Raw genomic sequence first — 13594 nt, 5'->3', positions numbered from 1 at the left:
TTCGCGCCATAGCCTGATCGCATGGACATCGCGGACCTGGCGGTCGCCGTGATCGGCACTGTGGCGGGCATCGCGGGCGCCTACTTCGCCTGGGTTTCCGCAAGGAAAGAACTCTCCAGGAGGCACGCCTCCCGCACCCCGATCTCCCCGGTCTCCTCTCCCGGAAGCGGTGGCACGAGGACGACGACCTACGACGTGTTCGTCTCCTACTCGCACGACGACGCCGCCATCGTCACCGACCTGGCCGGGCGGCTGGAGCGGCGCGGCATCCGGGTGGTCTACGACAAGCTGGTCGTCGGGCCCGGTTCGATCATCTTCCACGAGGTGGAGGAGGCGATCAGGAACTCGGCGCACGGGCTGCTCGTCTTCAGTCCCGCGTCGATGGCGAGCGGCCCGGTGATGAACGAGTACTACGTGTTGCTCCAGCGGTCCATGCACGACGGGCAGTTGCTCATCCCGGTCCTCGTCGAGGACGTGAAGACCCGGGATCTGCCGGAGTTCGTCAAGATCCGCTTCTACAGCGACCTGCGCGGCGTCTCCGACGCGGTCTTCGACCGGCGGGTGGACGAGATCGCGAAAGCCGTCCGGAGGGCGTCGTGAGCGACGCGTACGTCTCCCACGCCCCGCAGGACGCCGAGTGGGTCCGCTGGCTCGCCGGCCGGCTGCGCGCGGAGGGCCTGGAGGTCACCTACGGGGAGGTGCTCAGGTCGCCCGGCGCGATCGTCGTCGAGGTGGTCGAGCAGGCGATCCGGGACGCGGCCCACGGGATCCTGGTCTTCAGCCGGGCCTCCCTGACCGACCCCTGGGTGCGCCTGGCGTACGCCTCGCTGATCCGGCGCTCGGTCGAGGGCGGGCGGCGGTTCATCCCGGTGCTGATCGAGGACGTCGAGCTGCCGGAGTTCGCGGCCGACCGGTTTCACGTGGACCTGTCCTCGGCGGACGGGCACGACCACGACCGGCGGCTGGACGAGCTGGTCCGGGCACTGCGCGGGCAGGTGCCGGAGGCGGTGCCGGGTCCCGCCGCCAGGCCGGGCAGCGGGGTGCGCCCGGAGAAGCCCCGGCGCTGCACGCTCCGGATCTCCCCGGACGAGGTCACACTCCGGACCTCGTCGCACGAGCCCGGAAAGCAGGACGCGCCGGATGAGACGCCGCGCCGGGCGCCGGGCGCCGAGAGCCCGGCGCGGGCGGCCCACTCCCCGGCCCGGAGTCCGAGGCTGGACGAGCTGGTCTGGCGGCTGGGGTCCGCCCGCGAGCGCGGCGACCACATCACGCGGGGTCCTGACGGCTCCGGCGGGGTCGGGGCGCTGCTGGCCGAGTGCGGCCGGGAGCTCGGGCACGCCTACCTCACCGGAGCCGCCGGAGAGGCGCTGGCCGCCGAGCTGGCCGGGGCGCACGCGCTGGGAGCGACGCTCCGGCTCGGCCTGGAGGTCGCCGAGGAGCTGGCGGACCTGCCGTGGGAGACGCTGACGGCACCGGGGATGATCGAGCCGCTGGCGCTGCATCCCCGGGTACAGCTCTACCGGCGCGTTCCGGCCGACACGACTCCCTCCATCGCGATCTCCGGCCCGCTGCGGATTCTGGTCGTGATGGCCGCCCCCGAAGGGCCCGGCGGCGGGGCGGTGCTGGACCTGGAGGCAGAGCTCGCCAAGATCCTCGACTCGGTGGAACGTGCCCGCAGGGGTGGCCGGGGCCGTCCCGGGGCGTACGTGCGCATCCTCAACCGGGGAACGCTCGCGGGCATCAGGGAGGCGCTGCTCCAGGAGCGCTTCCACGTGCTGCACATCTCCTGCCACGCCGAACCCGGGGTGCTGCTGCTGGAGGACGCGGCAGGACGCGCCGACCGGGTGTCCACGGACCGCTTCGTCCGGGACGGGCTTCCGGCCGAACGCGGGGTGCCGCTGCTGGTCCTGTCCGGCTGCTCCACCGCCCTGGACGCTCCGGCGGGCCGTGCGTCCACGGTCACGGCCACCGAGACGCAACAGGAGGAGACCGCGCTGGGCGGGCTGGCGCGCGGGCTGACGGCGGCCGGGGTGCCCGGCGTGCTGGCGATGACCGCCTTGGTCACCGACCCGTACGCCACGGCCCTGGCCGGGCGGCTCTACTACGAGCTGGCGGTCCGGGACGTCCCCGAGGTGCTGCCCGCGTTCTGCGGCGCGCGGCGGCGGCTGGAGGAGGAACGCCGGCGGCTCCCGCCGGGCAGTCCGGGGGCCTCGCTCGTGGAGTGGGCCACCCCCGCGCTGTTCCTGCGCGGCCCCTCGGTGTCGCTGTACGACTCCGCCGGAGGGTTCGAGACGATCTCCGCCCCGGCCGAGCCTCAGTTCGCCGACGGGGTGCCGTTGCGCAAGGTCGGCGAGTTCGTCGGCCGCCGCTCGGAGATCCGCACGGCCCTGGACGCCCTGCGCGGCGACGGTCCGGGGGTGCTGCTGCACGGCATCGGCGGGGTCGGCAAGAGCAGCCTGGCCGCCGAGCTGCTGCGCGACCTGGGGTCCGACGCGGGCCTGGTGGTCTCGGCGGTCAGCCAGACCAGCCCCGACCAGCTCCTTGAGGAGATCGGCAGCACCCTGCTGGCAGCCTTCGCCGACGAGCGGACCCGCCATCTCGCGGGCCTGGTACGGCAGCCGCAGCACGAATGGGGCGAGCGGCTTCAGGCACTCGGGCAGCTGCCGGCCGGGGTGCCGGTGACCCTGCTGCTGGACAACTTCGAGGACAACCTGGCACACGACGGCACCGGGTGGACGGTCGTCAACGAGGAGCTGGCCGGATTCCTGACCGCCTGGATCCGCCTGCGCGGCAGGCACAAGCTGCTGATCACCAGCCGCTACCCCTTCCCCCTCCCCAAACGCGCCGAACGCCGCCTGCACACCCACCACCTCGGCCCGCTGTCCTGGGCCAAGGCTCGCAAGCTGATATGGCGCCTGCCGGGACTGGACGCGCTGTCGGTCGCCGACCAGCAACTGGCCTGGGCCAGTGTGGGCGGTCACCCTCGGACACTGGAATATTTGGACGCTCTGCTCCGAGGCGGGGAAGCCCGCTTCGACGACGTCCGCGAACGCCTGGAGGACCTCCTCGACCGGCGCGGCATCCCCGACCCTGCGGCGTGGTTGCGTTCCGCCGGTTCCGATCTGGACGCGGCGTTGGCTGAGGCGGTGACGTTGGCGGTGGACGACACGGTGCTGGGTGAGCTGGTGGGGTTGCTGGACGACTTCTCGCGCGAGGTCCTGGTGGGGGCGTCGGTGTTCCGGGTGGCGGTGGACCGGGTGGGGGTGGCCTGGCCGGTCTCGACCCCGGTGGCGGAGGATCCGGAGCTGCGGGAACGACTGGATCGGCTGGGTGAACTGATACGGCGGGCGCGGGAGAGGAATCCTGGGGCGGCGTTGGAGGATCTGGGGTTGCCGGAGGGGGAGATGGAACAGGCGCGGCAGGACGTGGCGCGCTCCCAGGTCCCACCGGTGATCGAGCCCGCGGGGGTGGAGGAGGCGTTGGGGGTGTTGGCGGGGTTGGGGTTGCTGGCGCCGGGTGAAGGGACGACCGGCTCAGATGGGGGGCGGTCGTTCGTGGTACACCGGTGGACGGCGACCACGCTGGCCGGGTTGGTGGCCGGGGGTAGAGCAGGCGCACACGGCGGCGGCGCGGTTCTGGCACTGGCGGACGCAGATCCGGCCGCAGGGGCCGCAGCAGGATCTGGAGGACATGCTGGAAGCGCGCTTCCATTGGCATGCCGCGGGTGATCTGGACAGCGCCGCGGTAGTGACGGACTGGGTGTGTAAGCGGTTGCATACCTGGGGGGCGTGGAGTTGGGAGGAGCAGCTCCATCACGAGACCCTGTCGTGGTTCGCGGTCGAGAGCCGACAGCAGGCCGTCGGCTTGCACCAGCTCGGCATCATCGCCCACAAGCGAGGGGATTACGAGCGGGCACTGGAGCACTACCGCCGTTCCTTCGCCATCAACGAGAAGCTCGGCAACCGCGCGGGCATGGCCCGTGGCTATCACCAGCTCGGCATCGTCGCCCAGGAGCGAGGAGAGCACGAGCGGGCACTGGAGCTCCACCGCCGCTCCCTGTCCATCGACGAAGAGCTCGGCGACCGCGCGGGCATGGCGGGCGGCTACCACCAGCTCGGCATGATCGCCCAGGAACGGGGGGATTACGAGCGGGCACTGGAGCACTACCACCGCTCCCTCACCATCAAAGAGGAACTCGGCGACGAGGCAGGCATGGCCAGCGGCTACCACCACCTCGGCATGATCGCCCAGGAGCGAGGGGATTACGAGCGGGCGCTGGAGCACTACCACCGCTCCCTCACCATCGGCGAGAAACTCGGCAACCGCGCGGGCATGGCCCGTGGCTATCACCAGCTCGGCATCGTCGCCCAGGAGCGAGGAGAGCATGAGCGGGCGCTGGAGTACTACCGCCGATCCCTCACCATCCACGAGGAGCTCGGCAACCGCGCGGGCATGGCCCGCCAATACAGCCAGATCGGTGCGCTGTACACCGAAACGGGCAGAGCCTCCGAAGCAGTGGCCCTTACCGTGCACAGCCTGCTCATCCGTGCCGAACTTCAGATACCCGAAATCAACATCAGCCTGCTCTGGCTCAGGCAGCAGCGCGAAGCCCTCGGCGAGGTCGAGTTCCGGCGCCTCCTCGCCGAACACCTGAGCGCCGAGGACGTCGACACCGTCACCGGCTGGCTCGGCCAGGACATCGTCATCGGCTGGTCCGGCCAGTTCGACGAGTGATCCCCCACCGGGCGGCATACGAGCCGGCGCCCTCGCGGACGTGACCTCTCCCCTTCCCCAAACGGCCACGCCGGCCGAGGCGTACCTCGGCCGGCGTGGCCGTCACGGTCACCGAACCGGGCGGACCCGGAACGGCGTGACGTCAGTGGTACGAGTAGATGTTCGGCTCCGGGTCGTTCTCCTGGAGTTCCCGGTGGTTGCCCTCCGGGCCCCACAGTGACCGGTACGACTGGATGTTGTTCTGGTGCGCCTTCGCGTGCTGGTTGAAGACGACCCAGTTGACCGGCTGGAAGTAGGTGCCGGTCTCGTCCGGCGTGGTGAGGGAGCCGGTGTAGCGGTAGGTGGCGTGGCTCTCGGGCAGCATGGCCCTGAGGTCGACGCCGTGGACGCTCCTGGACTCGCCGATGGCGGGGGGCGACGCGATCAGGCGGTCGTGCTGGGACAGGCCCTGGAAGGACTTGGCGTCGACGAGGACCGAGAAGACCACGTAGCCCTTCGGCCCGGTCGCCCGCTCGTGGACGAAGTGGGCCTCGAGGGGGGCGAAGGGCTGGCCGGCGAACTTGTGCTCGGCGTGGCCGTGGAAGTGCACGTTGTTCAGGTTGTAGCGCTGGCCGCCGTAGGTGATGTACGGCTGGGAACCGCCGGTGCCGATGACGAACCTGACGTCGTCGTGCTCGCTCGCCTCCTCCAGCGGGGGCTTGTCCTGGAACAGGAGCGTCCCGTCGACGCTGTGCGGGTAGTGGACGGCGAGCGCGGGCTGGGTACCCGGGCACGCCGCCGAACGGTCGATCTCGACAGGACTCTGGACCGCGCCGTCCGTGCCGCGGCCGTGGCACGGCTTGACCTGAGCCTGTACGGGAGTGGAAAGGGAAATGAACGGGAGGGAAAACACAGCAGCCACCACAATGGGGGCAAGACGGTAACGCACCAGTCGCCTTTCGTACAAGGGGATGCCAGCTACGCCGCCTACGGAGTGCCAAAGAGGGCGATGTCCGCATTAAGGGCGACGTAAGAGCATTGGCGAGGCTAGTCGAAGAAAATGAATTTGCACCCTGTTTTTTCACGTCCAAAACGACCATAAGTAAACAAGTGATTACTTGACATCAAGACACCGCACCCCCGGCGAGGACACGACGCGGTGGACGGATCGGCTCGACACCGCCGGGTGGCCACGCCCGCCGGACGAACACCCGGGGACCGGTCCCGCGGGACACGCCATGGATCTCCCGCAGGAGCCGCCCGGCTTCACGGAGCGTGTCGAAGGAGCTACAAAGGGTACAAAGAGGGCGAAAGGCGACGCCGTAACCATCATCCAGGGGGGAAGATGCCTGTACGGAGTGCCCGATCCGTTGCCGTCCCGGCAGCGGCACTGCTGGCCGTGACACTGATCGGTGGCTGCGGCGGCGACAGGCCGGCCGCGGTGAGACCCGAGGCCGTCGTGGTCGCGACCTCGCCGCCCGCGGCCCTTCCGCCCGCCGCCGACCTCCCTGCGACGGACACCGCCCAGGAGTACACCGCGGACGAGTGCCCGGTCGGCGCCAACACCAAGAGGTTCGCCAAGACCCGCTTCGCGCTGCACGCGGGTCTCGCGCTGGGAGCCTTCTATCGCTACATCTACAAACCGTTGCGGAGCGGTGGGTTCAAGGCCGGAGCGGAGAAGCGGAAGCGGACCTTCGCGAAGGCCGCCCTGGCCGGGCTCTTCACCGTTCACGAGCTGAAGGTCGCCAGGCGCTTCGCCCTGGCCAACCCGACAATGTGCAAGGGCGTCAAAGCGGTCACCGACAGCTTCAGCAACCTGACCGACAAGCTGAAGAACGGCACCGCCACCGAGGCCGACCTCGAGGCCGGCAAGAAATCCTTCGACAGCCTGCGGCAGAACGCCGTGAAGAACGGCTACGACTTCAAGGAGAAGACCGCCGTCGTCCCCGGCGCGGGCTGAGCGCACGTCCGACCGGCAGGCCCCGGAGCGCGGGGCCTGCCGGGACCGTCCGGGCCGCCCGGCCCGGCGGCGCACCGGCGATCATCCGGAGAACGGTGCCACCATCGCGCGTACGGCCTTCTCGAACCTCAGCGCCTGGTCGCGGTCGGCGGTGAACGCGATGGGCCTGCCCCTGCGGTAGGCGGTGAGCGGTCCGGCCGGGGGCCGGTCGATGAGCGCGGCGATCGGCGGCACGGCCCTGGCCACCGGCTGGGCGAACAGCGCCGACATCACCCATACGAAACCGCGTACCGGCTGCCGGAAGGGTTCGAACAGCCCGGTCGCCACGAACAGCGGGTTGTAGAGCACGTAGCTCGTCCGCTCGCCGCTGTAGGTCGAGGCCAGCAGCTCTCCGGCCCTGGTGCCCTGCATCGTCGCCGTGAAGGGCCGGTAGTCCCTGGTGAACTGCAGGTCGTCCCAGTGGATCCGTCCCGCACGGATGCCCCCGACGCCGCACAGGTTGACGATCACGGGTGCCGGTGCCCTCTCCAGGGGTTCGCGCAGGCCTTCGGCCATCAGCCAGCGATTGATTACGGAGAGGGCGAAGGTGTGCTCGAACCCCTCCTCGGTCTCGACCCTCGCCAGGTTGTACCTGAAGGCGCCGAGCACCAGCGCGTCGATCACCGGGTGCTCGTCGCGGAGCCGCTCGACCAGGTCGCGGGTCTGCCGGACGGAGCTGAGGTCGGCCCGGACGAAGCGCGCCGAGGGCACGTCCCGGCGCAGGCGCTCGCCGCCCGCCTCACGGCTGCCCACGGCGACGACCAGATCGCCCCGCTCGGCGTAGTGCCGGGCGAGCTCCTTCCCGATGCCGCTCGTGCCGCCGGTGATCACGATGGTCCGTCGCATAAGTTGAGACCTTCCTCAAGTTGAGATTAGCCTCAACTTAAGCGAGGATTCCCGGTATGCGCAAGGACGCCGTCCACAACCGCGAGCGCCTCCTCCTGGCGGCCAGGCGCCTCTTCGCCGACCGGGGGCTCGACGTGCCGCTCGAGGAGATCTCGCGCGCCGCGGGGGTGAGCATCGGCACGCTGTACAACCGCTTCCCCACCCGCGCCGAGCTGGTGGCGGCGGTGTTCGAGGACCGGGTGGCGACGGTCGCCGGCCTGGCCACGAGCTCACTCGCGATGGACGACGCCTGGGAGGGGTTCGTCGCGTTCATCACCGGCGTGTGCGAGCTGCAGGCCGCCGACCTCGGCTACAACGACCTCGCCGTACGCGGCGCCACGGCCGACACCGGCACGGGGTACGCGCTGATGCAACGGATCGTCGAACGCGCCCAGGAGTCCGGCGACCTGCGGGACGACGTCGCGCTCGACGACATGGCGTTCGTGATCTGGGGGGTCGCGGCGACCGTGCGCGCGACGTTCCGCGTCGCTCCCGGCGTCTGGCGGCGGCATCTCGCCCTCACCCTCGACGGCCTGCGTGCCGGCGCGGCCCATCCCCTGCCCGTCCCGCCCATGTCGCCGTCGCAGACGCGTGCCGCGATGGGCGAGTGCTGAGGGAGGTCTCTCCCGCGACAGCGGCGAGCAGGACCGTCCGGCGCGGAGACGAGCCGGATGTCGCCACCGCGAACTCCACGGTCACCGTGTCCACGTTCGTCGCTACAAACGATCGTGATGCCGGTGGCCGTTCCCGTGTCCACGAGGGCCCCACAGGTCATGACCGTCAGAAATCCTGACCCACAATCTCCGTATTAAAGTTCCACTTTCCCGATATTTCATGCCTCCGGCCTGGCGAACGGCACTCAGCCGTCGGCAGTCGTATCCCTTCGTGGCATCCGCCCTTCAACTTCGGATGCCTACACTTTGCCGGTGACCAGTAACAAAAGGGGGACTCGTCGCGACACCGGACCGAAACAGATGTCGTATATGTTTGCATAGACCGATGATTCCCAGACAAAGACGTGAGGCGGTCATCGCCCGAATATATTCAGGACACGTCTCTTCGGAATGAGATTCGAGGCCCGTAAAGGCCGGCGGCGCCCAGCCATCGGTTTCCGGCCCGACCCATCCGAACCCCGTTGACCTGGGCCGGGGTTCGGCGGTCGGACCAGCGGTTACCGGCCTCGTTCACCCTGTCGTCGCCGCCGCCCACAGAGCCGGCCGAACACAGGGCGCGACCCGAACTCATCCGAACTTCATTCCTGGCCGAATTTCACGACTCAGTGACAAGGATCACATTCAGAGCCGGTACGGCCCGTCAAATCACGCTCACCGGTATACCGCCGAAGATCACTCCTGAAGTGGTGCCCGGAATTCCCGGAAACCCGTCATGGGAATCCAAGGGTTCACGGCACGGTAAAATACTGGAGGAAAACCCCTTGTTTGCACGGTTCAAGAAATTAACGTCCGCGCTGGTCGCGGTGCTGTTCGTCCTCCTGATGACAGGTACGGCGCACGCCGATTTCAATCCCATCGGCACCGAGCCCGATGTCCCTTACGTCCAACCGGCGGACGCGAACATTCCCAAGCGAGGCTGCGCCACCACACTGTCCGACCCCAAGAACGCCGCGGGGAGTGTCCCGGCGGTCCAGGTGATCTATGCCTGGCACGAGGAGTCCGGGAACCACTACGAGGACTTCGTCGAGAAGATCGCCAAGATCGTCGACCGGGTGGACTGGTCGCTGGACACGTCCACGAACTACGACCAGCACGTCAATCTGAGCTGCCGGACCGGCTACGACACCAGCGGCTACGGGGGCTACGCACGCGCCCTCGTGGTGCCGGAGAAGATCGAGAACGGGGTGATAGGCGGCGAGACCGCCGCGGACGTCGTCGAGGACGATCTGGTGGCGGCGGGCTACGACCCCACCAACCGTACCTACATGGTGTTCGAGGACTTCAACGGAACGGCGCAGGCCTTCTGCGAACTCCTCTGCGTGGCGGCGACCGACGACTGGGACAGCGCGACCATGCTGCACGAGTTCATCCACCTGTTCGACGTCGACCACGCCAAGGTCACCGAGGTGATCCGCTTCGAGGAAGCCGACGTGATGTCCAGCCAGTGGAACACCTGGGGGGTGGACCAGGAGTTCAACAACTACTACGACCCGAGCGAGACCACGGCCGTGTTCTACACGAGCGCCTATCCGCACCCTCGCAGGGCCAACCTGGCCACCTGGTCGATGCTCACCCCGCCGGTCTGTTGCGACGTGGGATACAGCAACGACCTGCTGACCGCGCAGGAACGCACGGTCGAGGCGGACGCGCCCTATGGGTACCCCACGGGCTTCACCGTCTCCGGCGGCGGATGGATGCAGGTCACCCCGCCTGGAACGGACAGCCAGGTGTCGGCCCGCTACTACGACGGCCGACGGTCCCTGACCGTGAACGTCCAGTCGTGGGCCGAGGGGATCCTGTCGGTCACGCGCAAGCCCCAGGTGACGCCGGGGCAACGGTACAAGTTCTTCGCCCGACTGACGACCGCCACCTCCGGCGACGTCAAGCTGCGGCTCTCCTGGTACAACGCGTCGAACGCACTGATCTCGAACGGTGACGGCTCGCTCCACGCCCTGACCTCCGATTGGGCGGAGCACGACGTCTCGGCGATCGCACCGGCCGGCGCGGCAACCGTGCAGCTGTCGGTGGTGAGCCCGAACGGCCAGTCCTTCGCCTACGTGGCGGACAGTCTCCAGCTCAACCGTTGCGACAACACGCGGACCACCGACGGATGCCGGCTGGACAGCGGCCTGCCCACCCCCTGACAAGGGCCACGGCGTTGATTCGCTCTCCCGGCGCCGTGGCTGTTCTGCGCGATCTCCGGCCCGCCGGTCCCGCTGATCGGGTCCGGCGGGCCGGGTTCGCGCTCCGGGCGGCACCGCTCGTCGCCGTCCTCTCCTCCGCCGGCTCAACGGTGACCGGGTACGGGCGCCTCAACCTCAGATCAGGCCGAGGGCGAGCATCGCGTCGGCGACGCGCTTGAAGCCGTCGATGTTGGCACCGGCCACGTAGTTGCCCGGCATGCCGTACTCGGCGGCGCTCTGCAGGCAGCGGCCGTGGATGTCCTTCATGATCTCCTGAAGTCGGCGCTCGGAGAACTCGAAGGTCCAGGAGTCGCGGCTGGCGTTCTGCTGCATCTCCAGCGCGCTGGTGGCCACGCCGCCCGCGTTGGCGGCCTTGCCCGGGCCGAAGGCGACGCCCGCCTCCTGGAAGATCCGGATGCCCTCCGGCGTGGTGGGCATGTTGGCGCCCTCGCCGACCGCGACGCACCCGCCGCGCACCAGGGATTCGGCGTCCCTGCCGGTGATCTCGTTCTGGGTGGCCGACGGTATCGCCACCCCGCACGGCACCTCCCAGATGCTCCGCCCCGGCACGAAGGACACGTCACTGCCGCGACGCTCGGCGTAGACGCCCATCCGGAGGCGCTCGACCTGCTTGACCTGCTTGAGCAGGTCGAGGTCGATGCCCTTCTCGTCGACCACGTACCCCGAGGAGTCGGAGCAGGCGACCACGGTGCCGCCGAGCTGCTGCATCTTCTCGATCGCGTGGACGGCGACGTTGCCCGAGCCGGAGACGACGACGCGCTTGCCCTCGAAGGAGGTGCCGCGCGCCCTCAGCATCTCGTCGACGAAGAACGCGCAGCCGTACCCGGTCGCCTCGGTGCGGACCTGGGCACCGCCGTAGCCGATCCCCTTACCGGTGATCACCGCGGACTCGTACCGGTTGGTGATGCGCTTGTACTGGCCGAACAGGTAGCCGACCTCGCGCTGGCCGACGCCGATGTCCCCGGCGGGGACGTCGGTATACTCGCCGATGTGCCGGTAGAGCTCGGTCATGAAGCTCTGGCAGAAACGCATGACCTCGCGCTGGGAGCGGCCCTTGGGGTCGAAGTCCGAGCCGCCCTTGCCCCCGCCGATCGGCAGGCCGGTCAGGCCGTTCTTGAAGATCTGCTCGAAGCCGAGGAACTTGACGATGCCCAGGTAGACCGAGGGATGGAAACGCAGTCCGCCCTTGTAGGGCCCGAGCGCGCTGTTGAACTCGACCCGGAAGCCGCGGTTGATGTGCACCTCGCCCTGGTCGTCCTCCCACGGCACCCGGAAGATGATCTGCCGCTCCGGCTCGCAGATCCGTTCGATGATCTTCGATTCGGCGTACTCGGGGTGCTTGCCGAGGACCGGGCCGATGCTCTCCAGCACCTCGCGGACGGCCTGGTGGAACTCGACCTCCCCCGGATTGCGGCGCAGGACGCTGTCGTAGATCGAATTCAGTTTCTCGTGCAACATCACGCGTCTTTCCGGTCGTGGGCTCACGAACTGCGATCGGGGCCTTCGAGGCGCGCAACTCACATCCTTGATCGACCCATGTTGAGACCTTCTTACCCCAGCAGGGGGATCCCGGATCAACCCCGCGGTTGACGACCGCGCGGGGGCCCTACCCCTACCTTCCTGGCTGACAGACCGTCACAGTCCCGCACAGGCAGGGAGAACCATGTTCAAGGACTCAGCCGACTTCCGGCGCGTCGCCTCCGGCGTGTTACTGATCGCCGCCCCGCTGCTCCAGCTCGTCGCCCTCCTCGTCGACCCCGGAACCTGGGGCGACGAACGCGAGGCGGTCAGCTACGGCGCCGACCCCGTGCTGTCCCAGGTGCAGTCGGTGCTCTACCACTGGTCCTACCTGCTGGCGGGCCTGTCGGTCTTCGGCCTGCTGCACGTGATGCGCCGCCGTACCGTGGTCTTCGGGCACCTCGCGGGCACCCTGACCATCCTCGGCTACGTCAACGGGTCGGCCCTGCTGATGACCGACCCGGTGGAGTGGTGGCTCGGGCGGCACCACACCCCCGCGGAGAGCGAGAGGATCCTCGGCGAGATGCTGGACCTGCCCGGCGTCGTCTTCGGCTTCCAGATGCCGTGGCTGTTCTTCGCGATCTTCGGCCTGCCGGTCCTGCTGATCGGGGTCTGGCGGGCCGGGTTCGCGCACTGGGCGGTGCCGCTCGTCGCCGTGCTGTCCTCCGCCGGCTCGATGGTGACCGAGTACGGTCCCTTGACGGTGCCGTTCTGGGCCGCGACGGCGGGCGCGGTCGGCTGGGTCGGAGTGAGGATGCTCCGGATGAGCCGCGAGGAGTGGATCTCGTACTACCCGACGGCCGCTCCCGGCCGGACCACACCCGACTCGTACGCGAACACCACCGCCTGAGCCCGGTCGCGCAGGTGGAGCTTCATCAGCACCCGCGCCACGTGGGTCTTGACCGTGGCCTCACCGACGAAGAGCTTCCCGGCGATCTCGGCGTTGGTCAGGCCGCGCGCCAGGGAGCGCAGCACCTCCAGCTCGCGCGGGGTGAGGTCAGCCAGCTGCGGCGGGGGCGCGGGGTCGTGGCGTCCGGCGAAGGAGGCGATGACGCGGGTGGTGACGGCCGGGTCGAGCAGGGCGTCCCCGGCCACGACGACCCGGATGGCCTCCACGAGTTGCTCGGGCGGCGAGACCTTGAGCAGGAACCCGCTGGTCCCGGCGCGGAGCGCGGCGTAGAGGTTCTCGTCGGTGTCGAAGGTCGTCAGCATCACGACCTTCGGCGGGTCCGGCCGGCCCAGCAGCTGCCTGGCGGCGGTGAGGCCGTCCATCCGCGGCATCGAGATGTCCATCAGCACGATGTCGGGCCTGGTGCGGCGGACCACGGCGAGAGCCTCGACCCCGTCGGGGGCCTCACCGACCACCTCCAGCCCTGGCTCGCTCTCCACGACGAGTTTCAGCCCGGCGCGGACCATCGCCTGGTCGTCGGCGATCACGACGCGGATGTTCACTGCTCCTCCTTGTCAGGCGGCTGGACACCTCGTTCCGGGGCCGGGCGACCGGCGACCCGCACCCGCGGGGGCCGGAGAAGGGGGAAGGAGAACCGCCATGCGGGGAGACTAAAGCCTGGTGACCGTCTTGCCCATAGGACAAAACGCCC

At 69.2% G+C, this 13594-nt stretch carries 11 protein-coding genes; 7 read left to right on the top strand and 4 right to left on the bottom strand.

Features of this window, described 5'->3' with window-relative positions; translation table 11 throughout:
• Positions 1–21: 21 nt before the first annotated feature.
• The 3 genes from AB0G15_RS06925 to AB0G15_RS06915 are packed head-to-tail and all read left to right on the top strand — an operon-like array spanning position 22 to position 4734.
• Positions 22–600 carry a toll/interleukin-1 receptor domain-containing protein gene (locus AB0G15_RS06925; RefSeq protein ID WP_362836161.1) on the top strand — a complete coding sequence of 193 codons (579 nt, stop codon included), beginning with the start codon at positions 22–24 and terminating at the stop codon, positions 598–600.
• On the top strand, positions 597–3728 hold the full coding sequence (locus AB0G15_RS06920) for a TIR domain-containing protein (RefSeq protein ID WP_362836159.1): 3132 nt from the start codon (positions 597–599) through the stop codon (positions 3726–3728). Before AB0G15_RS06925 ends, AB0G15_RS06920 begins: the two co-directional genes overlap by 4 nt.
• Before the next feature lie 19 nt (positions 3729–3747).
• Positions 3748–4734 (top strand): tetratricopeptide repeat protein, encoded by a 987-nt coding sequence (locus AB0G15_RS06915; protein ID WP_362836157.1) that lies wholly within the window; start codon positions 3748–3750, stop codon positions 4732–4734.
• Between the two features lie 142 nt (positions 4735–4876).
• On the opposite strand, the gene AB0G15_RS06910 is transcribed toward AB0G15_RS06915, so the two are convergent.
• The gene (locus AB0G15_RS06910) at positions 4877–5626 is read right to left on the bottom strand and encodes a carbonic anhydrase family protein (protein WP_362836155.1); all 750 of its coding nucleotides are present in this window, start codon (positions 5624–5626) and stop codon (positions 4877–4879) included.
• Between the two features lie 486 nt (positions 5627–6112).
• On the opposite strand from AB0G15_RS06910, the gene AB0G15_RS06905 reads away from it, so the two are divergent.
• Entirely contained in the window at positions 6113–6673 is a 561-nt protein-coding gene (locus AB0G15_RS06905; RefSeq protein ID WP_362836153.1) for a hypothetical protein, read from the top strand.
• 81 nt (positions 6674–6754) lie between these two features.
• On the opposite strand, the gene AB0G15_RS06900 is transcribed toward AB0G15_RS06905, so the two are convergent.
• The gene (locus AB0G15_RS06900) at positions 6755–7558 is read right to left on the bottom strand and encodes an SDR family NAD(P)-dependent oxidoreductase (protein WP_362836151.1); all 804 of its coding nucleotides are present in this window, start codon (positions 7556–7558) and stop codon (positions 6755–6757) included.
• A gap of 56 nt (positions 7559–7614) precedes the next feature.
• Here AB0G15_RS06900 and AB0G15_RS06895 point away from each other — a divergent pair, with 56 nt between their 5' ends.
• Together AB0G15_RS06895 and AB0G15_RS06890 are read left to right on the top strand one after the other, a co-directional pair.
• Positions 7615–8211 carry a helix-turn-helix domain-containing protein gene (locus AB0G15_RS06895; RefSeq protein ID WP_362836149.1) on the top strand — a complete coding sequence of 199 codons (597 nt, stop codon included), beginning with the start codon at positions 7615–7617 and terminating at the stop codon, positions 8209–8211.
• An 821-nt stretch (positions 8212–9032) separates the two neighbouring features.
• Positions 9033–10415 carry a hypothetical protein gene (locus AB0G15_RS06890; protein ID WP_362836147.1) on the top strand — a complete coding sequence of 461 codons (1383 nt, stop codon included), beginning with the start codon at positions 9033–9035 and terminating at the stop codon, positions 10413–10415.
• Between the two features lie 174 nt (positions 10416–10589).
• On the opposite strand, the gene gdhA is transcribed toward AB0G15_RS06890, so the two are convergent.
• Entirely contained in the window at positions 10590–11933 is a 1344-nt protein-coding gene (gene gdhA, locus AB0G15_RS06885) for an NADP-specific glutamate dehydrogenase (RefSeq protein WP_362836145.1), read from the bottom strand.
• A gap of 205 nt (positions 11934–12138) precedes the next feature.
• Between gdhA and AB0G15_RS06880 the strand changes: the two genes are divergently transcribed.
• Positions 12139–12843, top strand: a complete 705-nt coding sequence (locus AB0G15_RS06880; protein ID WP_362836143.1) for a hypothetical protein — start codon at positions 12139–12141, stop codon at positions 12841–12843.
• Here AB0G15_RS06880 and AB0G15_RS06875 read toward each other — a convergent pair.
• Positions 12783–13445 (bottom strand): response regulator transcription factor, encoded by a 663-nt coding sequence (locus AB0G15_RS06875; protein ID WP_362836141.1) that lies wholly within the window; start codon positions 13443–13445, stop codon positions 12783–12785. The two genes, AB0G15_RS06880 and AB0G15_RS06875, sit on opposite strands and share 61 nt — an antisense overlap.
• Positions 13446–13594: the final 149 nt, after the last annotated feature.

Source organism: Streptosporangium sp. NPDC023825 (assembly GCF_040639575.1).
GTDB lineage: Bacteria > Actinomycetota > Actinomycetes > Streptosporangiales > Streptosporangiaceae > Streptosporangium.
This window is presented reverse-complemented; position numbering and strand designations above follow the sequence as displayed.

Bases quoted from the DNA above. Each gene is read 5' to 3' on its own strand.
- AB0G15_RS06925 (WP_362836161.1), top strand. From the start codon at position 22: ATGGACATCGCGGACCTGGCGGTCGCCGTGATCGGCACTGTGGCGGGC.
- AB0G15_RS06900 (WP_362836151.1), bottom strand. From the start codon at position 7,558: ATGCGACGGACCATCGTGATCACCGGCGGCACGAGCGGCATCGGGAAG.
- AB0G15_RS06895 (WP_362836149.1), top strand. From the start codon at position 7,615: ATGCGCAAGGACGCCGTCCACAACCGCGAGCGCCTCCTCCTGGCGGCC.
- gdhA (WP_362836145.1), bottom strand. From the start codon at position 11,933: ATGTTGCACGAGAAACTGAATTCGATCTACGACAGCGTCCTGCGCCGC.
- AB0G15_RS06880 (WP_362836143.1), top strand. From the start codon at position 12,139: ATGTTCAAGGACTCAGCCGACTTCCGGCGCGTCGCCTCCGGCGTGTTA.